Source organism: Bacteroidales bacterium, assembly GCA_014860575.1.
In the GTDB taxonomy this organism is placed as follows: domain Bacteria; phylum Bacteroidota; class Bacteroidia; order Bacteroidales; family JAAYJT01; genus JAAYJT01.
Window position 1 is genome coordinate 35,815 of record JACZJK010000028.1, and the last position, 24,272, is coordinate 60,086.

The window sequence follows — 24,272 nt, forward strand, 5'->3', positions numbered from 1 at the left end:
TTTAAGGGTTAAGCGTGTGAAGGTAGGCTGCAATATGAACTGCATTGGTGGCTGCACCTTTGCGGAGGTTATCGGCTACGATCCAAAGATCCAGTCCCCGCTGGTTCGAAATATCACGACGGATTCGACCCACAAAAACTTCATCTTTTCCTTCAGCGTCAATGGGCATTGGATAAACCGATTGTTCAGGGCGATCCAAAATAACAACCCCGCTTGTTTTTCGAATGATTTCAATTGCTTCTTCCAGGGCATAATCTTTTGCGAACTCAATATTTACTGCCATTGAATGCCCGCCAAAAACAGGTACGCGAACCACCGTCGCGGTGATGTTAATGTTCTGATCATTAAGAATTTTGCGTGTTTCGTTTACAAGCTTTATTTCCTCTGTCGTATAGCCATTCGCTAGAAAAGCGCCTCCCTGTGGGATCAGGTTCAGATCAATTTGGTGAGGATAAGCCATTTCTGTTTCAACGCCCCGACGTTCGTTTTCAAGTTGCCGCACGCCTTTTATTCCCGAACCGGTTACTGACTGATAAGTGGAAATCACAAGTCTTTTGATGCCTATTGTTTTGTGCAAAGGCGCTAAAACCAGGGCCAATTGAATGGTGGAGCAATTTGGGTTTGCAATAATTCCAGGCATTGAGCCAATAGTATGCGCATTGATTTCAGGAACCACGAGTGGAATGTTCTCAAACATTCGCCAGGCCGAGGAATTGTCAATGACTGTGATGCCTGCCTCAACAAAAAGTGGCGCCCAGGTTTCTGAAGTTTTAGCTCCCGCCGAAAAAATGGCAATATCCGGCCTGAGGCTAATGGCTTGTTCCATGCCCAGCACTTCATATTCAGCGCCGTTAAACCTTAGTTTTTTCCCCGCCGAAGCCACTGAGGCCACCGGAATAAACCCGCTAATGGCTGAAAGCGGAAGATAACGGCCTTCTTCAAGCACTTTAATGATTACACTGCCCACCACACCGGTGGCACCAACTACGGCTATCTTCATGGTTCGCAAAATTATTCAGGAGGGCAAAAATAGCACTTTTCAGGGGCATGGGAAAAAATCACTACCAGTTATTGATCCTGAATAATTTCAAATGAAAAAAACTCTAAATTTACGCTGAAAACAAAATTCAGAACCATGCTGACATACCGGCTTAGAACAATCTGCATATCTATTGTGCTGATGACACCTTTTTTCCTTTTCGCGCAGTTCACTGATAATTTCTCAGATGGCGATTTCACCCAAAATCCTACCTGGACGGGTGACACAGACCTTTTCATCATTGAAAACCTCCAGCTCAGGATCAATTCAGCCGCAGGAAATGATTCTACATACCTCGTAACACCAAGTACTGTTCTACATGATACTGAATGGAACTTCTGGGTAAGATTGGCTTTTACACCGTCTGACAATAACCATCCAAGGATTTACCTGGTTTCAAATTCATCAAATCTTAAAGGCTCGTTGAATGGCTATTACATACAGATTGGTAAAACCGGAACAGACAATAAACGCATTTATATTTTTCGCCAGGATGGTTTACAACGAACAGAAATTATGGTTGGCTCCAGCAACCTCGCCACTGCCACCAATAATATTCTTCGGATCAAAGTACTCCGAAACAACTCAGGCCATTGGGAAGTTTTTGCCGATCCGCAGGGAGGCAATCTATTTGCCCCGGAAGGAAGCGCGAATGATGCCACCCATACGAATACCTCATACTTCGGCGTGTTTTGTAAATATACCAGCAGCAATATCAACCGTTTCTATTTTGATGATTTTTATGTTGGAGACATTCTTGTTGATACAATTCCTCCAGGGATTACAAGTGCAGAGGCCATAAGCCAATATAATCTGGCATTGCTTTTCAGTGAAGCGGTTAACCCTGTTTCAGCAAGCAATATTTCTAATTATTCGGTAAACCAGGGCATCGGAAGCCCGACGTCAATAATTCAGGATATTTCAAATCCGGCCAGGCTTATTTTGGATTTTAACACTGCTTTTATTGACGGGCAGGTTTATACCCTTACGGTTCAGGGTGTGAAAGACCTGGCCTCAAATACTATGGAACCGGCCAGCATTGACTTTTCTTATTATACAGTCCGCCCATACGATATAGTCATCAACGAAATCATGGCCGATCCAACGCCGGAAGTAGGCTTGCCACCGCATGAATACATTGAACTGTTTAACGCAACGCCTTACTCAATCAACCTGGCCGGCTGGACATTCAGGCACGGCACTACCAATCGCGATTTGCCTGCGGTTTCAATTGAGGGAAATGCTTACCTGATACTTGGAACCGAAGAAGCCATTGCTGCTTTGGCTCAATACGGATCCGTTGCCGTTATTGACGGGCTTTCGTCAACAGCCCTTACCAACTCAGGAACCACGCTTACACTCTATGACGCTCAAAATAACATCATTCATTCTGTCAGCTATTCCGACGAATGGTATCAGAACAGTGCAAAAGCAGAGGGCGGCTGGTCGCTTGAAATGATTGATCCCGGCAACCCATGCAACGAATCAAATAACTGGATTGTTTCCACCGACCTCCGTGGTGGCACTCCGGGTATTTCAAATTCAGTGAAAGCCACGAATCCGGACCTGGAAGCTCCTTGGCTCGACAGGGCGGTAATCAGCGATGCCAATACACTAACATTATATTTTTCCGAGAAAATGGATCAAACCGGAATTGCGAACCCATCTAATTTTGCTGTTGACCAGGAGATGGGAATTCCAGAGTTTGCGATACCCTTCGAACCACGCTTTGACGCGGTTAGCCTTCTGTTCTCAGAGGCTTTTGCTGAGCAAACTGTTTATGAGGTGAGCATTACCGGCACACTTTCCGATTGTGCCGGAAACCCAATTGAATCAGGCACAACTACACGTTTTGCTGATCCGGTGTTTGCCGAACCAAATGATCTTGTGATCAATGAAATTCTATTCAACCCGCCAACAGGTGGCATTGAATACGTGGAAATTTATAACCGATCACAAAAGGTAATTGATCTCAAAAATGTGAGTTTGGCTTCACAGGATACAATCCTGAACCAATTGACATCTGTAAGAGAGATTGCACCTGCAGGCTATCTTATTTTCCCTGAAGATTACCTGGTTCTGACCACCAGCCCGGATCTCGTTAAAAAGTTTTTTATGACCACCAACCCAAGGGGTTTTATTAAAATGGTATCAGTTCCGCAGTTTTCAAACGCAAGTGGTATTGCTGTTTTGTGCGATCCTAACGAAACAATTCTCGACCGGCTTGTATATCGGGAAGAAATGCATTTTCCTTTGCTCACCAATCTTAAAGGCGTGTCGCTTGAGCGGATAGATTTTAATCGTCCGGCTGATGATCCCACCAATTGGCATTCTGCATCATCGTCGGCGGGTTATGGAACACCAGCTTACAGGAATTCTCAATATATGGCAATTACGGCAGGGGAGGAGCCATTCAGTTTAAATCCGGAGATTTTCTCGCCCGATAATGATGGCAATAATGATGTGCTTGAAATTTCTTACAATTTTTCCGAACCAGGTCATGTGGCAACCATCATGGTTTATGATGCGGGTGGAAGGCTGGTGCGCCGCCTGGTTCAGAACCAATTGCTCGGAAACACAGGTTCCTTTTCCTGGAATGGAATCACTGACGATAATGAAAAAGCTTCCATCGGTTACTATCTTATTCTTATTGAAGTTTTTGATTTGAACGACAACATCAAACAGTACAAAAAAACCGCTGTTCTCGGCGGACGATTATAAGCACTATAGGCGCATAGGGGTCGAAGTTAACCTACATGGGTTGGCTTTTTTTGTGATACAGTGATGCTGTAATGCAGTTTGGAGTGTTGGAGTGATGGAGTAATGTATTCGATTGCCACATGCCTGCCGATTGCAAACTGCCAATTGCAAACTGCCAACTCATCCTCAATCACCTATTTCCTTACGACGAGAAATATAGAATCTTGAATCTGGAATTGTATTCTAATGCATCGCACATGCAAGCGAAACTACGCTTACCCTGGTTCCTTCCACACCCAGCAAATGGGTTGCACAAGCCTCAATGGTTGCGCCGGTGGTGATCACATCGTCAACCAGCAATAGATGTTTGCCGGCTATTTTTTCCGGATGGGTAATTTCAAAAATCTCTTTCACATTTTCCCAGCGGCTGAATCGCGATTTCCGGGTTTGGGTTGCCGAAGCATATGTTCTGATCAAAATACCGGACTCCATTGCTATTTCCATTGATTTTGCAAGCCCTTCTGCAATTTTTTCGCTTTGGTTATAGCCTCTTTTTCTGAGCTTATCAGGATGAAGTGGAACAGGGATTACCATTTCAATATCCCGGAAAGCATCCTCTTGCTTGAGTTCGGAGCCGTATAAGCGGCCCAGGTAAACACCAATTTCATATTGCCCGCGGTATTTGAATTGGTGCATCAAATGTTGCACTTTGCCGCCTTTGCTGAAGTAAAAATATGCGCCCACATTTTCCAGTTTCACCCTTCCCCAGAATGTTTTTGAAAGTGGGTTTTCAACGTTCTTATGAAAATTCGTTTTGGGCAGATGAAAGCGACAAAAGCTACAGATAATTTCTTCGTTGCGATACAGACTGTTTCCGCAGGCACAGCAAACCTGCGGGTAAAACAGGGAAACGAAATCATTAAGTGTTGCAAGCATCTTGAAAATCTTTTATTGAGCCCTCCGAAAAGGCATTGTTTGTGAGATTATCTTAAAGAGATCATTTAATAATATTGATTATCTGTATTTTGTATTTTATTCATTCGTGCATTCGTGGCTAAACATCCTTTTCTGAGTTGGCTTATTATTAGGGATTAAAGATACAAGGAAAGAAATATTCCCCAACATGAATTCTTCGTTAATCTTTACCTTTGAGCTTCATAAAAATAGCTGTACATGTCTTTTGCCCCGCTGCTTCAAATCAATAACCTTTGCATTGATTTCCATTCTGATGGCAAATTGCATCGTGCGGTTGACTATGTAAACCTTAGCCTGCAACCCGGAAAAACGCTTGGCATTGTAGGTGAATCTGGTTCCGGGAAAACCGTAACGGCATTATCAGTTTTACAATTGCTTCCGGAAGCCGCAATTATTGGCGGGGGTGAGATATTGTTCACAAAAAGTAATGGCCAGGTCGTTGATCTGCTGAAATCCACGCAAGAAGAAATCCGGCAATTGCGCGGCCATAAAATCGGCATGATTTTCCAGGAACCCATGACCTCGCTTAACCCGGTAAAGAATTGCGGCAGCCAGGTGACCGAAAGCATGATGGTGCACCTGGGATATTCATTTAAAAAAGCCAGGGCACGAACCCTTGAGCTATTCAGAGAGGTATTGCTTCCGCGCCCCGAATCAATTTTTAAAAGTTATCCGCACCAGTTGTCAGGAGGGCAGAAACAGCGTGTGATGATCGCCATGGCGGTGGCCTGTGACCCGGTTTTGCTCATTGCCGACGAACCCACTACCGCGCTGGATGTGACGGTTCAGAAAAGCATACTTGCATTGATGAAATCGCTGCAGCAGAAATACCACATGGGATTGCTTTACATCAGCCACGATCTGGCCGTGGTTGCTGAAATAGCTGATGAGGTAGCCGTGATGTACCAGGGTAAAGTTGTGGAACAGGGAAATGTCCGGAAAATTTTCAGTCAGCCATCGCATGCCTATACCCAGGGATTGATAGCCTGCCGGCCGGAAATTGGCAGAAGGCCAGAAAAATTACCAGTGATAGCTGATTTCCTGAATGAACCAGGCAAAAATCCAATTTTTAACATTACAGAAGTGTCGGCTGAAAAACGTGCCGGGCAACATAAACGTTTGTATAGCTCCGAACCAATTATCAGTGTCGAAAACCTGAAGGTCTATTTCCAGGAAAATACTTCCTGGTTCAGCACAGAAAAAAAGTATGTAAAAGCAGTTGACGGAGTGAGTTTTGATGTTTATCCGGGTGAAACCCTCGGGCTGGTAGGCGAATCAGGGTCGGGGAAGACAACGCTGGGCAGGGCATTGCTCTCGCTCATAAAAGCCCGTGAAGGTCAAATACATTTTATGGGAAATGATTTACGGAAGCTAACTTCAGGTAAACTTCGTTTGCTTCGCCGCCATATGCAGATTATTTTCCAGGATCCGTATTCTTCTTTAAATCCCCGGATCACAATAGGTGAAGCTATTTCCGAACCAATGAAAGTTCATGGTTTGCATGCAACTGCCGGACAAAGAAAGCAAAAAGTCAAGGAATTGCTTGAACGGGTCGGCATAAAGCAGGAGCAATACTACCGCTATCCGCACGAGTTTTCTGGCGGACAGCGTCAACGCCTCTGCATTGCACGTGCACTGGCTTTGGATCCGCGCTTCATCATCTGCGATGAATCTGTTTCTGCGCTCGATGTAAGCATTCAGGCGCAGGTACTTAATCTGCTTAACAGTCTGAAATCCGATTTTGGGTTTACCTATATTTTCATTTCCCACGACCTTGCTGTAGTCAGGTACATGTCGGACCGGATGATAGTGATGAAGGAAGGCAAAATTGTTGAAAGTGGTGAAGCAGATGCCCTTGTTTCCAACCCAGCGAGCGATTATACGAAAAGCCTGATCGCAGCAGTTCCGGGCGGAGGCAGCGGGATCGGAGGAATTAGCTGAGTGCTAAAGATCTAAAAACACTATTGTCCGGCTAAAACTTGGTTATCCACTACGTAGAAAAAAACAGAACTATTAAACCGTTACTCTACAACACTTTATACGCTACGCGGAACTCGTCTCACTTCTAAGCTTATTCGCTGTAGGCGATAAAGTATTGTAGTGAAAAGTAACCCAATTTCTACAAATACCTCGTAGAGGTTTCACAAATAAATGGGGTTGATTGTTTTACAAATATTTCATCCGTTTCGCAATACAAAACCATGAAATAAGTTTTAAATCCAAGGCAATTTCACGCCTGATAATACAGCATTCTATGGAACGTCGCCGCTGGGTTCTATACCTTGATGAAATATTTAACAGCATCACTCATGGAATTGGTGTATTGCTCAGCATTGCAGCGCTCGTTTTGCTGATTGTTTTCGCGGCAATGCGCGATGGAGATGCGTGGCAGATTGTAAGTTTCTCAATTTATGGGGCAAGCCTGATCCTTCTGTACATGTCCAGCACGCTTTATCATGCGATCCGAAAGAAACGGACCAAGAGATTTTTTAACCTCTTTGATCATTGCTCCATTTTCATCCTGATTGCCGGAACATACACCCCATTTTGCCTGATATCATTGCGAGGCCCCTGGGGATGGACGCTCTTTGGAATTATATGGGGTGTGGCAATTGCCGGGGTACTTTTCAAGATATTTTTTTATACTGATAAACTCAGGGTTATCGGAACCATACTTTATGTTGCTATGGGATGGATCATCCTCATAGCGCTGAAACCGCTTATTGAAAATGTGCCCGCAGGATCGCTCTACTGGATGCTTGCAGGTGCATTATCCTATTGTACCGGTGTGATTTTTTATCTTTGGCGAAAACACCGGTTCAATCATGTAATCTGGCACCTGTTTGTTTTGGGAGGAAGCATTTGTCATTTCTTTGCTATATTTTTTTATTTGCTGCCTGAATAAGCCTTCTTGCCAACCGGTTAATATTTCGGATTTCCGATTTTTGCCAATTGCTAACTTTTCACTGAAGTGGTTGTCCCCGAAACGAAAAAATAAAGGGAATAATAACGAATCCCGATTAATAGCTTGTTGAAATATTCCTGCTGCAAACTTTCTCAATTTCATCTACGCTCATGTGGGCATTGCAGCAATAAGCCCCTTCTGCCAGGTGCTCGCGGCAGATTGTTACTTTTCGCTGTGCAATGCGCTGAATATTGATCAGGTGACGAGCGGAGATGTTGTCAGTAGTAATGTTCTTGCCGCCAGTTCCACATGCCAGGGTCATGGAAGGTTGCAGCGAATTATAGGTTCCTCCAAGAGCTCCTTGCGATGAAGGTTGGTTCACAACAATGCGACCAGCATTCATGGTTTCAGCAAAATGACGGATCTTTGATTCATCGTTTGAAAAGATGCTTGCAGTGTGACCCAGGCCGCCATATCTATTGATTTCGCGGCAACGCTCAATACCCTGCTCAAAATTTTCAACTTTGTAAAACGCAAGGATAGGCGCGAGGATTTCGAGCGATAGTGGTGCTTCCAGCCCAACGCGATCCAGTGGTGCAATCAATACTGATGTGTCTTCCGGCACATCAAAACCTGCCATTGCTGCAATCTTAAAAGCCGATTGTCCGATCACCGAGGCGTTCATTACTTTCTGAGCCGTGTTAAACGCAACAGGTTCAAGCAAAGCCATTTCATCAGGGTTCATAAAATATGCTTTACGCCTCTTGAATTCCGATTTGAGCGCTTCAGCATTATATTTTGAAACCACAACAGCCTGTTCGCTGGCGCAGATAGTGCCATAATCAAAGGTTTTCGAAACCAGGATCTGATCCACGGCGAATGCCACATCCGTGGTTTTTCCAACGTAAACCGGTACATTTCCCGGTCCGATCCCAATTGTCGGATTTCCCGAGCTGTTAGCCGCCCGAACCAGTCCGACAGAGCCGGTGGCCAGGATCAACGCGGTTTTCTTGTGGCTCATAAAAGCAAGCACATCTTCTTTGCTCACCCTTTTTAACCATTGTATGCAATGTTCAGGCGCTCCGGCTTCAATGGCAGCCTCATAACAAATGCGGGCTGCCTCAATGCTGCATTTCCGGGCTGCTCCGTGCGGACTTATCACCAACGGATTTCTTGTCTTCAGACTTATCAGGATTTTAAACAACACCGTGCTCGTGGGATTGGTTACAGGCGTAATGGCAAACACAGGGCCCAGCGGGCGTGCAATTTCAGTAATGCCACTCACTTCATCTTCAAAAACGATACCCGCTGCCGGGAAATCTTTAATGTCTTCATACACGAACCGCGTAGCAATAATATTTTTGATCACCTTGTCCTCAACTTTGCCAATACCGGTTTCCTCGTGCGCCATTTTTGCAAGGCTGAAACGCTTATTAAAAGCCGCTTCATACACTGCCCGCAGAATGCGATCTGTTTTATCGCGATCATATAAGGAAAATATTTCGGCAGCCTGTTTTGCCTTGCCCATCACCTCCTCAACATAGGCGTGGTTAACCTGAATTGTTTCCATCGTGGTGGATTTGGTTGTTTGCAATTAAACGCATGAAAGCACAGATGGTTTGAGCCTGTCAATACCGTGGCTCAAGACATCAATTCATTTTTTATCTTTACACATTCAATCTTGAAGAATGAAGCGCAGTAAATTACTAAAAAAAATTGTTCGTGTACTTATCATTATCCTGGCCATTCCCGGATCAGCCTTTCTTTTTTTGCTTGCAATGGCATTCACTACCCGCCCGTATTACGCGCATCACAGGCTTGGAACCGGAATTGAAAACACTTGTTCCGAACCCGAAGCCATTGTTTTGTTTGGTGCCGGAGGAATACCCAGCGGTGAGAATATGGTAAGGATTTATTATGCTGCCGAAGCATGGAAGCAATTCCCGCATTGCCCGGTTTATATCTGCCTGCCAGGAGATACCGCCGAAGAAAAAGGAAGCTTACGGATGATGATGCAAGAACTGATGATCCGCGGCGTTAACCAGGAAATGTTACAGTTTATCGCGGATGGCAAAAATACCCGTGCTCAAGTACTTGAATTGGCTGGCTTAAGAAACGGGAAAATCAAATCAAGTTGCCTGTTGGTTGTAACTTCCCCCGGCCACATGAGGCGTTGTATGTTGTCGCTTCAAAAAGAATATTTCAATTCGCTTATCCCTTTTCCAGCTTTTGAAATTCCCCTCGAAGGCGAACTGCGTTTCGACGATCAGAAACTGGGCGGTGAGCGCCGGTTTATTGCGCCATCTGCCGGTCAAACACTGACATTACGCTATGAAATCTGGACACAACTGAACTATCAGCTCATCTGTGCGCGTGAGTATGTGGCACTGGCGTATTACTGGGTAAGGGGGTGGATTTAAAAGACCTGACGACGTTTTTAAGCCTGTCAGCGTCTCACAAAGATTAAGCTTCCAATTTGGCCCGTATCTCCCTCAGCATCACCTCCGTCATTGAATCCAGGTTGTACTCGTAGCTTAAATTCCAGTCTTTACGAGCAACATCATCGTTGATGCTGGCAGGCCAGGAATCAGCAATCGCCTGGCGGAAATCGGGTTTGTAAGAAATCACGAAATCAGGAATGTGCTTGCGAATGGCTGCAGCCACATCTTTTGGAGTAAAACTCATTCCACCAATGTTATAGCTTGATCGCAATGATAATTTTGATGCATCGGCTTCCATATAATCAATGGTAGCTTTTATAGCATCGGGCATAAACATCATTGGCAAACCTGTATCTTCTTTCAGGAAACATTCGTATTTGCCTTCTTCAATGGCCTTATAGTAAATTTCAACGGCGTAATCGGTAGTGCCACCGCCAGCTTCAGTTTTATAAGAAATCAGGCCCGGGTAGCGCACACTGCGAAAATCAACGCAATAGCGTTTATGGTAATATTCGCCCCAACGCTCGCCGGCCAGTTTGCTTATTCCATAAACGGTATTGGGTTCCATTACGGTAAGCTGAGGGGTGTTTGTTTTAGGTGTTGTAGGTCCGAACACAGCAATTGAGCTGGGCCAGAATATCTTCTTCAACCTGACTGAGCGAGCCAACTCGAGCGTATTCATCAAGGCTCTCATGTTGATATCCCAGGCCTGCATAGGGATTTTCTCGGCGTTGCCCGAAAGTACAGCTGCAAGATTATAAACCTGCGTGATTTTATTGCGGATCACAAAATGGTTCAGCCGCCCTTCATCCAATACATCAAGGATTTCAAACGGGCCGGTTTCCCTGATTTCGGCAGGGGCTTCTTTGATATCGGTGGCAAAAACATTGCCATCGCCGTAAATTTTTCTTAATTCAAGAGTGAGTTCCGAGCCAATCTGACCCGAGCAGCCGATCATTAAAATTCTTTCCATGTACTTATGATAGTTAGTGTTGAGTTGACAAGTCGGGAACGAAGTTTTTATCATACTTACCCGATTGAAGGTTGTTCCGAACTTCAATAAAGGCTTTAATGGTTTGATACACATCTTCAAGCGTATGCACAGCAGTTGGGATCAAACGGAGCATGATCACATCCCTGGGTACAACCGGATATGCAACGATTGAGCAGAAGACATTGTGCAATTCGCGCAATTCGTAAGTTAACTGGGTTGCTTCAGGAACCCCGCCCTGGAGAAACACCGGTGTTACCGGAGACTCAGTGCGACCAAGATTAAACCCATTTTCCTTTAAGCCGCTTTGAAGCGCCCGCACAACCGTCCAGAGTTTTTCCCTGAGCTGAGGTTGTGATTTCAATAGTTCCAGTCTTTTCAACGAACCAATCACCAATGGCATTGGCAAAGACTTTGCATAAACCTGCGAACGCATATTGTATTGCAGATAACTTATAATGTCTTTATGGCTACTCACAAATGCTCCGATTCCGGCCATAGATTTTGCAAAGGTTGAGAAATAGACATCAATCTGATCCTGTACGCCTTGCGCTTCACCGGTTCCTATTCCATTTGCGCCCATGGTTCCGAACCCATGCGCATCGTCCACCAATAACCTGAAATTATATTGCTTCTTGAGTGCTGCAATTTTATCAATCTTGCCAAGATCGCCAGCCATACCAAAAACACCCTCGGTGATTACAAGAATACCGCCACCTGTTTGATCGGCTACTCTTTTTGCATGTTCAAGTTGTTTCTCGAAATTTTCCATATCGTTGTGCTGGAAAACAAATCGCTTTCCCATGTGCATCCTCAAACCGTCAATAATACAAGCGTGCGATTCGGAGTCATATACCACTACGTCTTTGCGGTCAATAAGCGAGTCAATAATTGAAACCATGCCCTGATAGCCATAGTTTAAGAGGTAAGTGCTTTCCTTGCCCACAAAATCAGACAGCTCTCTTTCAAGTTGTTCATGATATTCTGTTTGACCCGACATCATGCGCGCTCCCATTGGATAGGCCAGCCCGTACCTGGCTGTTGCATCTGCATCAGCTTTTCTTACTTCCGGATGATTTGCAAGCCCGAGGTAATTATTCAGGCTCCACACCAACCTTTCTTTTCCCTGGAAAATCATCCTGTTTGAAATCTCACCTTCCAGTTTTGGGAACATAAAGTAACCATGAGCTTTTTCAGCCCATTTGCCAATCGGGCCATAGTTTTGCAAGCGCCTTTCAAAAATATCCATTTGTATGTGTTTTAAAGATTTTTGTGGCCGCAAAATTAGGAATTTAGCCATGATTTGCAAAAGGATCAGCAAACCCTGAAAGCATTTGATAAACAGTATTTGTCAATAAAATGCACCTTGTTGTTTAAGAATGAGATGAAAGGCTTAATTTTACACTCATAAACAACAGACATAATGTTTGGAATTTCGAATTAACCAATACCTGAGAAAAATGAAAAACGTTTACATTTTACTAATGGCCCTTGCCTTGGTTGGCATGATGAATTCCTGCGCACCCGTTTACAAATGTGGTGACCCTATACCAGATAAAAAACCCGGAAATAAGAGGCTCAAAGCCGTAATAACTGAGCGTGATGAACTTTGCATAACCCTCGCAAACAGGGAAAAAGAAAATGCTGCCATGAGCAAAGAGATCAATCTCCTTACAAAGGAAAAGAATGAGCTTGACAGGAATTATGCGGCATTGATCAAGACTCATGATGAGTTAGATACGAAGTATAAAAACCTGATCAACGAAAATCTTTCCCAGGCCGATCAGTTCAGCAGGGCGATTCAGATGAAATCAGAGGAACTTGACAGCAAATCGGAGGATTTAAGGAATAAAGAGCAATTGCTGGTTGAACGTGAACGCTCACTGAACGAAATGAAACAAATGTTGAACCGGCAGGATTCCATTACCCGGCAGCTCAATGATGTGCTGAGGAATGCGATGCTGGGATTCAACGCCGATGAGTTGTCAGTTGAAATTAAAAACGGCAAAGTATATGTTTCCATGTCCGATAGATTGCTGTTTAAATCAGGAAGCGCTGCCGTTGAGGTCAAAGGAAAAGAAGCAATAAAATTACTTGCCGGCGTGTTGGATAAGAACCCGGATATTGAGATACTGGTTGAAGGCCATACCGACAATGTGCCTATTAAGACTGCTGTTTTCAAGGACAACTGGGATTTGAGTGTTGCAAGGGCTACATCCATTGTAAGGATCTTAACCGATGACCATAAGATTACACCAACACGCATTACGGCTTCCGGCAAAGGAGAGTTTCTGCCCAGGGCAACAAATGAAACCGCTGAAGGAAGAGCCTTAAACCGCCGTACCGAAATTATCCTTTCTCCACGCCTGGACGAAATAATGAAGTTGCTTAACCTGAATTAATTGTTTTTGTGTCAGGATATTTTCTGATAGCTTTCCCAAGGTTTAATTTATCCGGTTGTTAGCTGTCGGTATACTGAGATTTTCTGGCATGAACACAAGAAGACGATTCATAAACCGATAAACTCAAAACTAAAGCATGCAACAAAGGCTCTCCGTTTATAATACTTTGACCCGTAGCAAGGAACCGTTTCAACCTCTTCACCCGCCATTTGTAGGTATGTATGTTTGCGGGCCAACAGTGTATGGCCATGCCCATCTCGGACACGCCCGGTCGGCCATTACGTTTGATCTGATTTTTCGTTACCTGAAAAATATCGGATTCAAAGTACGCTATGTAAGAAACATCACCGATGTTGGGCACCTCGAAAATGATGCCGACGAAGGGGAAGATAAAATTGCAAAAAAAGCCAGGCTTGATAAGCTTGAACCTATGGAAGTGGTTCAGGCATATACTGAGAGCTATCACCGCGATATGGACCAGCTTAATGTGCTGAGACCCTCCATTGAACCCAGGGCATCAGGTCATATTATTGAGCAGATTGAAATGGTTAAAAAGATCCTGGCGTCTGGCTTTGGTTATGAGGTAAATGGTTCCGTTTATTTTGATGTTGAAAAGTATAGCAAAGCGCATCAATACGGAAAGCTTTCAGGGCGCGTGCTGGATGATCTTCTGGCCAGTACCCGCGAACTCGATGGGCAGGAAGAAAAGCAAAAACCGTATGATTTTGCACTCTGGAAAAAAGCGGATGCTGAACATATCATGCGCTGGCCATCGCCCTGGGGCTATGGATTTCCTGGCTGGCACATGGAATGCTCGGCTATGGGAACCAAATACCTTGGTGACACTTTCGATATTCATGGGGGTGGAATGGATTTGCTTTTCCCGCATCATGAAGCAGAAATTGCCCAGTCAACAGCCGCACTCGGCCATGAAAGTGTACGCTATTGGCTTCATAATAACATGATCACCATTAGTGGGCAGAAGATGGGCAAATCGCTAAACAACTTCATCATAATGAGTGAGTTTTTTAGCGGTTCGCATCCTTTGCTTGAAAAGGCCTACAGCCCAATGGCAATCCGATTTTTCATACTTCAGGCGCATTACCGCAGCACATTGGATTTCTCAAATGAGGCATTGCAGGCTGCTGAGAAAGGTTTCAAACGTCTGATGACTGCCAAATCTACGCTTGAAAAACTTAAGCCGGGCGAAAAATCTGATTCAAATATTAAAGTCCTGAACCAGGCATGCTATGATGCCATGAACGACGACTTCAACAGCCCTGTTGTGATTGCTCAACTCTTTGAAGGGGTTCGGATCATCAACTCTATAAATGATGGTAATGAAAGCATTACAAGCGAAGACCTTGAGTTGCTGAAAACTACCTTCAGCGTTTTTATGACCGAAATTTTAGGACTTTTACCCGAAGAAGCCGGTCAGAGCGATTTGGTTGAGAACCTGATGCAGACCATTATCAGCATTCGCAAACAAGCCCGCGAAGCCAAAGATTTCAAGACTTCCGATCTGATCCGCGATGAACTGAAAAGCGCCGGAATTGCGTTGAAAGACAGCAAAGATGGAACAAACTGGGAGCGTTTATGATGCTTCCATGATGAGCCCATTCTTGATTTTGGTTCAAACAATAATTCCGAATTGACTGTTTTTAGCTAAATCCGGTCATTACGTTGACAGTTTTACTGTGACGTAAAAGTTTGAAGACGTTTCTACTCCTTGCACCACAATCTTTCCGTTACTTTGCAGCATCATTAAAACCCAGTCGTTATGAAAACAAAAAGTAAATCTTTAGCGGTCACTTTTGTGATCGGAATGTTACTGTTAACTTCTTGTCAATCAGAAACTATGAAAATGGAAAACAAACTTAAAGACTTTATTGTCAAATATGAAGAACGAGTAAAACCGCTTTATACAGAAGCTAACCTTGCTTATTGGGATGCATCAATCTCAGGCAAACCTGAAGATTGGGCACGTGCTGAAGCAGCCCAAGTCAAACTTACTGATCTTCATGCCAACAAGGAAGATTTTGCGATCCTTAAGGAGATCAAGGAATCCGGCGCTGTTCAGGATGAAATGATGGTTCGCCAATTGAATGCTTTATATAATGACTATCTGTTTAACCAGGCCGACATAGGAAAGCTAAAAGAAAAGATTCGCCTCGAAACCGAAGTGGAACAAAAATATTCAAACTTTCGGGCTGAAGTGGGGGGCAAGTCAATCCCTGACAATGAAGTGGAACAAATCCTGAAAACATCTACCGACAATGCTTTGCTGGAAGAAGCTTGGCTCGCGCACAAGAATATTGGTCCGCTGGTAAGTGAAGACGTGAGAAATCTGGCCCGGCTCCGTAATGAGATCGCCCACGAACTTGGATTCGGCAATTATCATGAAATGAGCCTCAAGCTTGGCGATCAGGAACCAGAAGACGTGAACAAGCTTTTTGATGAACTGGATGTGCTTACACGCGATGCTTTTGCGAAGCTCAAAGATGACATTGATGTGCACCTTGCAAAGCGTTATAACATCAAAAAGGAAGAGCTGATGCCCTGGCATTATCAGAACCGCTTTTTCCAGGAAGCGCCAGCCATTTATGAGGTTGACCTCGACAAATATTATGAAGACCAGGATATCGTAAAGCTCACCCGCGATTTTTATCATGGCATAGGCCTCGAAATAGACGATATGCATGCCAACAGCGATATGTATGAAAAACCCGGCAAAAACCAGCATGCCTACTGCATTCATATTGACCGTGAGGGCGATGTGCGCGTACTTTGCAATATCCGACCCAACAATGGTTGGATGAATACCAATCTGCATGAATTCGGTCATGCCGTTTATGATAAATATCTTGACCCGACGCTGCCTTTTGTTCTTAAAGACCCCGCTCACACTTTTACCACCGAAGCCATTGCTATGATCTTTGGCCGTTTTGCCAGCAACCCCATGTGGATGTGCGATATGGGAATTATTGATCAGGAAGAAATGGAGAAAATAGCAGCAGAAAGCTTCAACAGCTTAAGGCTCGAACAATTGGTTTTTAGTCGTTGGTCGCAGGTGATGTACAGGTTTGAAAAAGCAATGTACGAAGATCCTGAACAAGATCTGAACACACTTTGGTGGAACCTGGCAGAAACTTATCAGTTACTTCGCAAACCCGAAGGCAGGAATGAACCCGATTGGGCTACAAAAATCCATGTTGCGTCATATCCATGTTATTACCACAATTATCATTTAGGAGAGCTGCTGGCTTCGCAGTTGTTTTTCTATATCACCAAAAATGTGATCGGCTCGGATGATTTTCGTAACCAAAGTTTTGTGAACCATCCTGAAGTAGGGGAATATCTGAAAGAAGATGTGTTTATTCCTGGCAGCCGCTGGTACTGGAACGACATGATTGAAAAGGCCACAGGTGAAAAGCTAACGGCAAAATATTATGCCAAACAGTTTGTGAACTAATCAAACAAATAATCACGCTCCTAACGGAGCGTTTTTTCTATCCCTCATTTTTGCAACCGGTATTTGGCTCCTACGGAGCCTGGACTCCGGCAATCAATATCAGGAGCTACCAACATCTGGCTCCTCCGGAGCCTGAACGTCGCAAACAGTCTCAGGTGTGCTTGTAATGCACAAGCAGATCCCATAGGGATCGGATGTAGGTAGAAGGTGGAATAAAGAAAAAAAAAGCGCCCCATTTGGGGCGCGATGTTTTTGTTAATACCTGTTCCTGTAAAACGACCTCTTCGTCTTGCCTGCAGGGTTCCCATGTTGGGGTGCCCTGAAGTGCCTGGGCCTTTCAGCGGTTGCTGCTTTTGGCTGTTCACTTTCAATGGTTGAATAGCCAAACATACGTTTCACTTCGATGGACACAGGCAGCAGCTTATTAATATCTTTCAGGCTGCCACGCTCGGCGGATGAACAGAACGAAATGGCGGTTCCTTTCAAACCGGCACGGGCTGTACGGCCAATGCGGTGGATGTAGGTTTCCGGAACTTCAGGTAATTCATAGTTGATTACATGCGAGAGTTTTTCAACATCTATACCACGCGAAGCAATATCAGTAGCAACCAGCACTTTGATGGTGCGGTTCTTAAAGCCATTCAATGCTCTTTGCCTGGCCTGCTGCGACTTGTTGCCATGAATGGCTTCGGCAACAATGCCAACTTTATTCAGATCCTGTGCCACGCGGTTCGCACCGTGCTTGGTTCGGGTAAAGATCAATACGGTTTCAATTTCGTCGGAGAGTAATACTTGTTGTAAAAGGGCTTTTTTGCCTTCTTTCTCAACATAGTAAACCAATTGATTGATGCCTTCGGCAGGAGCTGATACTGTTACGGTTGTGATCATTATTGGCTTATGTAGCAGACTAGCGGCCAGGGCCCTGATTTCCGGCGGTATGGTTGCTGTAAAAAAGCCTGTTTGCCTGCGTGCAGGTAGCTTGGCAATAATGCGTTTGATATCAGGTGCGAACCCCATGTCGAGCATGCGGTCGGCTTCGTCGAGGATGAAGAATTCGATCTTGTCTAATTTTATGAACCCCTGGTTCATCAGGTCAATCAAACGGCCTGGCGTGGCAATTAAAATGTCAATACCTTTTCGCAACAATGTTGTTTGCGGGTTCTGGGAAACACCTCCATAAATAACTGTATGTCTTAGTTTGAGCCCTTTGCCGTAATCGCTGAAGCTATCGCTGATCTGGATGGCCAGTTCACGGGTTGGTGCAAGAATCAAAGCCCTGATGCCACCTGAGCGGCTATCGGAATTTGAAAGAGAGAGGTTTTGTAAAATAGGAATGGCAAAAGCCGCTGTTTTTCCGGTGCCGGTTTGTGCCGTACCAAATACGTCGGAGCCATTCAGAAAATGAGGTATTACCTTTTCCTGTATGGGTGTGGGTTCATTGTAACCCTTTTGTTTGAGCGCCTGGGTTATAGGCGCTATAATGTTCAAATTTTCGAATATCATATTTAATAGTTAAAATGCAAGCAGCCGGAAACAACCGTGGCTTTTCGGATAGTCCTGGGTTAAGTTTTGAAATAATCGGGAATTAACAAGGAAACGATTGGCGGGAGAAGTATGAACCTGATAATGATAACGGCTACTTTAATAAAGTGCAAAGGTGAGGATAATAATCGGATAATGCAGCAAAAAAGATTTTCGGGGAGATTTTGGGCTGGAAGTTGAACGTCCAGAGTAAAAAGTATGAAGTCGGAACCCGTCAGGGTTTTTTAAACCTGACTGGGTTTCAATACCAGCTACAAACTGCCACTGCCAACTGCTACTTTCTCTACTCAATCTCTACTTCAATCCATTTGCTTCTATCGGGCGGAGCAGGAGGGGAAGCTTTCTTTACTGGGTTATCTTCAAGTTCTTTCAACAGCACCTCAACGGCCTTTTCAATGCAGGCATCAATACCTTTGACCAATTGCTCGGGGCGCTCAACCACTTCAATATCCGGATAAACACCGATACCTTCAATGATCCATTCTTCGTTTTCATCGAATATGCCGAAGCGTGGAACCGAAATATACCCACCATCAACCATGCGTGCATTTCCCGAAATACCAATCAAGCCACCCCAGGTGCGGGTTCCGATTAAGATGCCCTGACCAGTTTTCTTAAAATAATAAGGCAAGGCATCACCGCCTGATGATGCATATCCGTTTATGAGCATAGCTTTTGGCCCATCATGGGCAATTGCGGAAGATTTGCTGGGCCACAATCCATTGCGGTGCCAGTAATTCATGGTACGACGGTCCAGGAGGTCAATCAAACGATCAGGAATAAAGCCACCACCGTTGTAACGGTCGTCAATGATCAGCGCTTCTTTGTTGTGATAGGTGTACATTCCGCGATACATTTCGCGATTGCCATCCTGTGCCGTGTTCGGAACATGAATATATCCTATCCGGCCACCCGAAAGTTTATCAACCATTTCACGGCGTTCATTCACCCAGTTGTAATAGAACAATTCCAATTCGCTGGTGATGGTTTTAATGGTTGATGTTCTTGCACCGCTTGCTGTTGGATTTGTGTTCACAGTAATTTCAATTGTTTTGCCACCAAGGTTCTCAAGATATTCATAAGGATTATCGGCTATTGTAATTTCCTTGCCGTTGATGCTGATCAGGTAATCGCCTTCATTCACATCCACACCGCCTTCCGTTAGGGGTGAGCGACGGCTGCTGTTCCAGTTTTCACCGGCATAGATTTTTGTTATTTTGTAACGACCGGTATTTTTATCGGCTTCAAGGTCAGCGCCAAGTAATCCGCCATCAATTCTTTTCACATTCTGGAAATCGCCCCAATCCACATAGGCATGGCCTGCATTGAATTCCGAAACAAATTCATTCAGGATATAATCCAGGTCGAAGCGGTGGCCAACATAGGGCAACATGGCTCCGTAACTTTTTTTCAGGCCTTCAAAATCAACGCCGTGCAGGTTGTCCACATAAAAATAATCGCGGAAAATGCGCAGGCCGTCATCGTAAATCTGTTCCCATTCTTTACGTGGGTCAATCTTCATGTCAAGGTTGTCGAGGTTTAGTTTGCCTGTTCCGGGCTTTTGGTTCGGGGCCACACGCGCAATCCCGTAATCACCACCTGAGCGATACATAAACATTTTACCATCATTGGTTGGCCTTGCCCAGGTCACCCTTTCCATGATCTCTTCCGTTTTCTGATCCGCGCCATTGTAGCGCATCAGTTTGCCATCACTGATATAAAGCAAACCGCCATCACCCGGGCCAATTAAACGGTAATCACCGGCAGCAACAGGAAGGGCTTCAATCCGGTTGTTGATACCTTCAAAGTCAATTCCCACCTTAACTTTCTCAGTCTTGGGTGCTTCTTCTTTTGGTTTTTCTTTCGATGGTTTTTCCACTTCTTTTTCTTCCTTCGCTACCGGTTCATCATCGCTCTTTTCCTTTATAAGCCTCGAACCATCATCCTTCAAAGCAACAGCATAAATTTTCGAAGCCTTGGTATAGAGATAATCGAACTCAAAACTTGAAAATGAGAGATTGAAATCACGGTTCGAAACAAAAAACAGGAACTTGCCGCAATTGCCAAAAACAGGCTGACGGTCACTGAATTGATCATCGGTAAGTTGCGTTGCTTTCTTTGCAGCAATATTGTAAACCCAAACAGCAGACAATCCGTTTTCTGATTCTTTATCGTAGGTAAGCCATTCGCTATCAGGCGAAAAACCAAAAGAACGGATTTCACTCATAGTGGCATGGTCAACTTCTGTTTGCGAACCAGTTTCAACATCCAGGAGCCACAGCTTCAGAGTGCGATCGCTATATGCAAGATAACGACTGTCGGGCGACCATTCCGGTTCGTATTTCCATGCAGAGGAATTGAAGGTAAGCTGCTTTGGTTTCGCACTTTTTTTGTTTTCAAGCAAATACACTTCGTATTCACCAGTAGCATCAGAATAGTAAGAAATGTATTTGCCATCGGGAGACCACTTTGGATAAACCTCTCGAACGCCCTGTGTTTCTGTCAGGTTTTGTACGACCCCATGTTCGGCGGGAACCGAGAAAATATCGCCGCGTGCATCAAAGAGGGCGCGTTTACCGGTTGGCGAAACCGAGAAACTATGAATATCGTCTTTCACATTTTTGAAGTAAGATGCCAGGTCTGGGTTGTCGAAATTCATTGAAACAGTGATTTTTTCAGAATCCCCGGAGTTCAAATCCAAAACATAGAGGTGGCCACCGTTTTCATACACTATTTTCCCATTGCGACCCGATGGCCACATTACGTCAAATTCCTTATGGAATGTGAGTTGGGTAGTTTCTTTGGTTTGGGTGTTGTAACGGTGAATGTTCAGGCGCAGATCGCGGTCGGAAGCGAAATAAATATTGTCGCCGTGCCAAACCGGCCATTGGTCGCTGCCGGCAAAGTCTGTGATTTGCTCTGAAGTATTGTTTTCAAGATCGTAAATCCACAAATCGGTAGCGCGCCCGCCTTTATATCGTTTCCACGTACGGAATTCACGGTCAACAGGGGTAAAGCAAATCTTTTTGGCATCAGGCGAAAGCACCGCGAAGCCACCATTGACAATTTGTAAGGGAGTTTCAAGTCCGCCATCAAGACCTACAAGGAAGTATTTTCCCTGGCGTTCGCCAAACTCTGTGCGGTTGGCGCGGATCAGAATTTGTTTACTATCGGGCATCCAGTCCAGCACCACATTGTCGAAGCCTCCGCGAGGGGGCATTACGCCAACTGAGTTATAATAAGTCAATTGTTTTGCAGGGCCGCCTTCGGAGGGCATCACCCAAATCTGGCGGTTACCGGAATATTCTGCAGAAAATGCGATCCATTTTCCATCCGGTGAAATTTTAGGAAATAATTCCAGCCCTTCATGGGAGGTAAGGCGACGTGCTTCGCCACCGCTGGCATTTACAGTCCAGATATCACCTGCATAAACGAATGCGATAAGATTTTGGTTGATGTCAGGGAAACGGAGCAGGCGGGCGTCATCCATAGCCTGCAGCATCATTGTAAGGCCGAAGAACAAAGCAACAGCCAGTAGTTTCTTAAATGGTTTTTGCATGATGAATTAGATTTTTAAAAACTGGGTGCAAAATAGGAAGAATAAATGATATGGCGGATTTTTCAAGTAAGTCATCAGCGAATGGACGTATTTTTCAGCTCACTGTTACAAGCAATCAACATCGGAAAAGCAAGGAGATTTTAAGATTTAATTCATGGTTTGGTTGCAATCACCATCACCGGCCAGTGATCGGAAGGCAAAATGCCTTTGTACGATTCCATCAACACCCTGTATTGCTGAACCTTTAAAGTAGGGTCAAGCAAAATATAGTCAATACGCTCACTTTGATGTGCATAATTGAACGCATTATAAGTACCAACCGGGCCTGTCCTGTGTTCGGCTTCATAAAACGGATCGGACAACAAATCTTGCTCCATCAGCCATTTGTAAGGCTCATCATCAGGCCCGGTATTCAGGTCGCCCATCAGGATAAGGTGTTTGTGGGCAGCGCGTTGTTCACGTAGAAAATTAGCGAGTAATTTAATACTGTTCAGTCTTGCAGTTTTTCCGATGTGATCAAAATGGGTATTGATCACAAGCAACAATTCCTGCGTTGTGCGATCCGTCATTGTTGCCCAGGTTGCGATGCGCGGCAAAGCTGCATCCCAACCAACTGATATTTGTTCAGGCGTATCTGATAGCCAGAATGTGCCGGATTCGGAAAGAGAAAACCGGTCAGTCCTGAAAAACAATGGCGAATATTCCCCTGCTATTTTCCCATCGTCCCTTCCAACACCAATCCGCGTGTAGGTGGGCAAATCTTTTTCAAGATCCAACACCTGCTGATGCAATACTTCCTGAAATCCGATAATATCCGGATCAAGCTCAAAAATCTGATTAATCACCAAAGGATTCCGGGCCGGCCATGTATGAGGCGCATCGGCGGGATTGGCAAAGCGGATGTTGTAAGTCATCAGCTTTAACTCCTGGGCATCTGAACTAACAATTTGTAAGATGCCAGCAAGCAATAGTATAAGTTTTCTGAAGTGTTTCATGTGAACCTTTTTGCTTACAAAAATCATAAATGTTTTCCATTAAGTCTAAATTTGCCCAAAGCTTTCAAATATGGAATTAAGAGTTAAAGCGGTTGCTTTCCGGAATGCCCCACCCGAGTTTATTGAAAATGGCTGTAAGACACTAAAGGAAACCTTTCCCGAAATTGCTATCCGCTTTGTCAGCGATAGTCCGGATGTAATATGGTTCTTGAGTGGCGGTTCGGAGCAGGATGCCATTAAATCAATGGCTTCAGGAAAGTATTATTTGTTACTGTCAGATTTTCAAAACAATGCCTACGCTGCTGCAACCGAAGTAAAAGCATGGGCTGATTCCGTACAATTGACGGCTCAGCTGGTTTCAATAAAGGAAGCTAAAAAGGATTACCTGCTCCGAACATATCACACGATTTGCACTGCATACCGCAGCTTGCAAGGCAGACAAGCCGGGCTTATTGGCAATGTTTCGCACTGGCTGGTAGCATCTGCATTTCCGCATATCCTTGCAAAAGAGCGGTTCGGAATTAACATCATTCACTTTCTCTTGGAAAAATTGCCTGATTATCTCGGTTTTGAACCAGATGCAGATTTTCTGAAAGTGTTTAAACACAGCGAATATATAAATCTGGAAAAGGAAGCAAGGGTTTATAGTTTTCTGCAAACAATTATCAAAGAAAATCAACTCAGCGGGTTTACGTTGGAGTGTTTTGATATGGTGAACGACCGAAGTGTCACGTCTTGCCTGGCGCTGGCTTTGCTGAACAGCCGTGGCATAGCGGCAGGCTGCGAGGGCGATCTCGTAAGTCTTGCGGGTATGATGCTGGTGCAGGCGCTTACCGGAACAATTCCCTGGATGGCCAACATAGCAAGCATTAATGAAAATACTGTACTGTTTGCTCATTGTACCGCACCATTGAATCTGCTCTCCAATTTTGAAGTCCGCACGCATTTTGAAACTGATAAATCGGCTGCTGTGCAAGGTAACCTTAACATGGAAGAGGTAACGGTTTTTCGTCTGAACCAACAACTCAATAAGGCATTTATAAGTGAAGGGAAAATTGTTTCGAAACCGCGTCATAATTTTGCCTGCCGAACACAAACGGAAATAGAATTACCTGGCGGTGATTTAGAAAAATTAAAGCGTCGCCCACTGGGCAACCATCATCTTATCATTTCCGGTAAACACAGAAACTTACTGGAATTGGCCTGCAGGTATAAACAGATAGAAATAATGCGATAGAGAAAACCAAGCCC

The 24,272-nt window shown here is 44.5% G+C and carries 16 protein-coding genes; 8 read left to right on the forward strand and 8 right to left on the reverse strand.

Going from position 1 to position 24,272, the window contains the following annotated elements; all coding sequences use genetic code 11:
• Position 1: 1 nt before the first annotated feature.
• Complete coding sequence (locus IH597_07575; protein ID MBE0662311.1) at positions 2-1,000, reverse strand: aspartate-semialdehyde dehydrogenase; 999 nt, start codon at positions 998-1,000, stop codon at positions 2-4.
• Positions 1,001-1,180: 180 nt separating this feature from the next.
• On the opposite strand from IH597_07575, the gene IH597_07580 reads away from it, so the two are divergent.
• Positions 1,181-3,760, forward strand: coding sequence for a lamin tail domain-containing protein (locus IH597_07580; GenBank protein MBE0662312.1), 2,580 nt, complete (start codon positions 1,181-1,183; stop codon positions 3,758-3,760).
• Between the two features lie 222 nt (positions 3,761-3,982).
• Here the strand turns inward: IH597_07580 and IH597_07585 are convergent, their stop codons facing one another.
• Positions 3,983-4,675: a ComF family protein gene (locus tag IH597_07585; protein MBE0662313.1), complete on the reverse strand. Its 693-nt coding sequence runs from the start codon at positions 4,673-4,675 to the stop codon at positions 3,983-3,985.
• 237 nt (positions 4,676-4,912) lie between these two features.
• On the opposite strand from IH597_07585, the gene IH597_07590 reads away from it, so the two are divergent.
• A complete protein-coding gene (locus IH597_07590) occupies positions 4,913-6,655 on the forward strand; it encodes an ABC transporter ATP-binding protein (protein MBE0662314.1) in 1,743 nt (580 codons plus the stop codon).
• 313 nt (positions 6,656-6,968) lie between these two features.
• Positions 6,969-7,619 (forward strand): hemolysin III family protein, encoded by a 651-nt coding sequence (locus IH597_07595; GenBank protein MBE0662315.1) that lies wholly within the window; start codon positions 6,969-6,971, stop codon positions 7,617-7,619.
• Positions 7,620-7,734: 115 nt separating this feature from the next.
• Here IH597_07595 and IH597_07600 read toward each other — a convergent pair whose 3' ends face one another.
• On the reverse strand, positions 7,735-9,189 hold the full coding sequence (locus IH597_07600; GenBank protein ID MBE0662316.1) for an aldehyde dehydrogenase family protein: 1,455 nt from the start codon (positions 9,187-9,189) through the stop codon (positions 7,735-7,737).
• 118 nt (positions 9,190-9,307) lie between these two features.
• Between IH597_07600 and IH597_07605 the strand changes: the two genes are divergently transcribed.
• The gene (locus IH597_07605; protein ID MBE0662317.1) at positions 9,308-10,039 is read left to right on the forward strand and encodes a YdcF family protein; all 732 of its coding nucleotides are present in this window, start codon (positions 9,308-9,310) and stop codon (positions 10,037-10,039) included.
• 43 nt (positions 10,040-10,082) lie between these two features.
• Here the strand turns inward: IH597_07605 and IH597_07610 are convergent, their stop codons facing one another.
• Positions 10,083-11,033 (reverse strand): NAD-dependent epimerase/dehydratase family protein, encoded by a 951-nt coding sequence (locus IH597_07610; protein MBE0662318.1) that lies wholly within the window; start codon positions 11,031-11,033, stop codon positions 10,083-10,085.
• Between the two features lie 13 nt (positions 11,034-11,046).
• Positions 11,047-12,300 (reverse strand): aminotransferase class I/II-fold pyridoxal phosphate-dependent enzyme, encoded by a 1,254-nt coding sequence (locus tag IH597_07615; GenBank protein ID MBE0662319.1) that lies wholly within the window; start codon positions 12,298-12,300, stop codon positions 11,047-11,049.
• Positions 12,301-12,511: 211 nt separating this feature from the next.
• Between IH597_07615 and IH597_07620 the strand changes: the two genes are divergently transcribed.
• The 3 genes from IH597_07620 (at position 12,512) to IH597_07630 (ending at position 16,925) form a co-directional block, all read left to right on the forward strand.
• Complete coding sequence (locus IH597_07620; protein MBE0662320.1) at positions 12,512-13,453, forward strand: OmpA family protein; 942 nt, start codon at positions 12,512-12,514, stop codon at positions 13,451-13,453.
• 136 nt (positions 13,454-13,589) lie between these two features.
• A complete protein-coding gene (locus tag IH597_07625) occupies positions 13,590-15,053 on the forward strand; it encodes a cysteine--tRNA ligase (GenBank protein ID MBE0662321.1) in 1,464 nt (487 codons plus the stop codon).
• Positions 15,054-15,317: 264 nt separating this feature from the next.
• Positions 15,318-16,925: a M2 family metallopeptidase gene (locus IH597_07630; protein ID MBE0662322.1), complete on the forward strand. Its 1,608-nt coding sequence runs from the start codon at positions 15,318-15,320 to the stop codon at positions 16,923-16,925.
• Between the two features lie 255 nt (positions 16,926-17,180).
• Here the strand turns inward: IH597_07630 and IH597_07635 are convergent, their stop codons facing one another.
• The 3 genes from IH597_07635 to IH597_07645 form a co-directional block, all read right to left on the reverse strand.
• The gene (locus IH597_07635; protein ID MBE0662323.1) at positions 17,181-18,428 is read right to left on the reverse strand and encodes a DEAD/DEAH box helicase; all 1,248 of its coding nucleotides are present in this window, start codon (positions 18,426-18,428) and stop codon (positions 17,181-17,183) included.
• A gap of 322 nt (positions 18,429-18,750) precedes the next feature.
• Positions 18,751-21,972, reverse strand: a complete 3,222-nt coding sequence (locus IH597_07640; protein ID MBE0662324.1) for a PDZ domain-containing protein — start codon at positions 21,970-21,972, stop codon at positions 18,751-18,753.
• A gap of 206 nt (positions 21,973-22,178) precedes the next feature.
• On the reverse strand, positions 22,179-23,021 hold the full coding sequence (locus IH597_07645) for an endonuclease/exonuclease/phosphatase family protein (GenBank protein ID MBE0662325.1): 843 nt from the start codon (positions 23,019-23,021) through the stop codon (positions 22,179-22,181).
• Between the two features lie 70 nt (positions 23,022-23,091).
• On the opposite strand from IH597_07645, the gene IH597_07650 reads away from it, so the two are divergent.
• On the forward strand, positions 23,092-24,258 hold the full coding sequence (locus tag IH597_07650; protein ID MBE0662326.1) for a hypothetical protein: 1,167 nt from the start codon (positions 23,092-23,094) through the stop codon (positions 24,256-24,258).
• Positions 24,259-24,272: the final 14 nt, after the last annotated feature.

What these genes read in the sequence shown, in the direction of transcription:
- IH597_07595 (MBE0662315.1), top strand. Translation starts at nt 6,969, where the DNA reads ATGGAACGTCGCCGCTGGGTTCTATACCTTGATGAAATATTTAACAGC.
- IH597_07650 (MBE0662326.1), top strand. Translation starts at nt 23,092, where the DNA reads ATGGAATTAAGAGTTAAAGCGGTTGCTTTCCGGAATGCCCCACCCGAG.
- IH597_07580 (MBE0662312.1), top strand. Translation starts at nt 1,181, where the DNA reads ATGACACCTTTTTTCCTTTTCGCGCAGTTCACTGATAATTTCTCAGAT.
- IH597_07605 (MBE0662317.1), top strand. Translation starts at nt 9,308, where the DNA reads ATGAAGCGCAGTAAATTACTAAAAAAAATTGTTCGTGTACTTATCATT.
- IH597_07625 (MBE0662321.1), top strand. Translation starts at nt 13,590, where the DNA reads ATGCAACAAAGGCTCTCCGTTTATAATACTTTGACCCGTAGCAAGGAA.
- IH597_07610 (MBE0662318.1), bottom strand. Translation starts at nt 11,033, where the DNA reads ATGGAAAGAATTTTAATGATCGGCTGCTCGGGTCAGATTGGCTCGGAA.
- IH597_07600 (MBE0662316.1), bottom strand. Translation starts at nt 9,189, where the DNA reads ATGGAAACAATTCAGGTTAACCACGCCTATGTTGAGGAGGTGATGGGC.
- IH597_07630 (MBE0662322.1), top strand. Translation starts at nt 15,318, where the DNA reads ATGGAAAACAAACTTAAAGACTTTATTGTCAAATATGAAGAACGAGTA.
- IH597_07585 (MBE0662313.1), bottom strand. Translation starts at nt 4,675, where the DNA reads ATGCTTGCAACACTTAATGATTTCGTTTCCCTGTTTTACCCGCAGGTT.
- IH597_07645 (MBE0662325.1), bottom strand. Translation starts at nt 23,021, where the DNA reads ATGAAACACTTCAGAAAACTTATACTATTGCTTGCTGGCATCTTACAA.
- IH597_07615 (MBE0662319.1), bottom strand. Translation starts at nt 12,300, where the DNA reads ATGGATATTTTTGAAAGGCGCTTGCAAAACTATGGCCCGATTGGCAAA.
- IH597_07575 (MBE0662311.1), bottom strand. Translation starts at nt 1,000, where the DNA reads ATGAAGATAGCCGTAGTTGGTGCCACCGGTGTGGTGGGCAGTGTAATC.
- IH597_07635 (MBE0662323.1), bottom strand. Translation starts at nt 18,428, where the DNA reads ATGATATTCGAAAATTTGAACATTATAGCGCCTATAACCCAGGCGCTC.
- IH597_07590 (MBE0662314.1), top strand. Translation starts at nt 4,913, where the DNA reads ATGTCTTTTGCCCCGCTGCTTCAAATCAATAACCTTTGCATTGATTTC.
- IH597_07620 (MBE0662320.1), top strand. Translation starts at nt 12,512, where the DNA reads ATGAAAAACGTTTACATTTTACTAATGGCCCTTGCCTTGGTTGGCATG.
- IH597_07640 (MBE0662324.1), bottom strand. Translation starts at nt 21,972, where the DNA reads ATGATGCTGCAGGCTATGGATGACGCCCGCCTGCTCCGTTTCCCTGAC.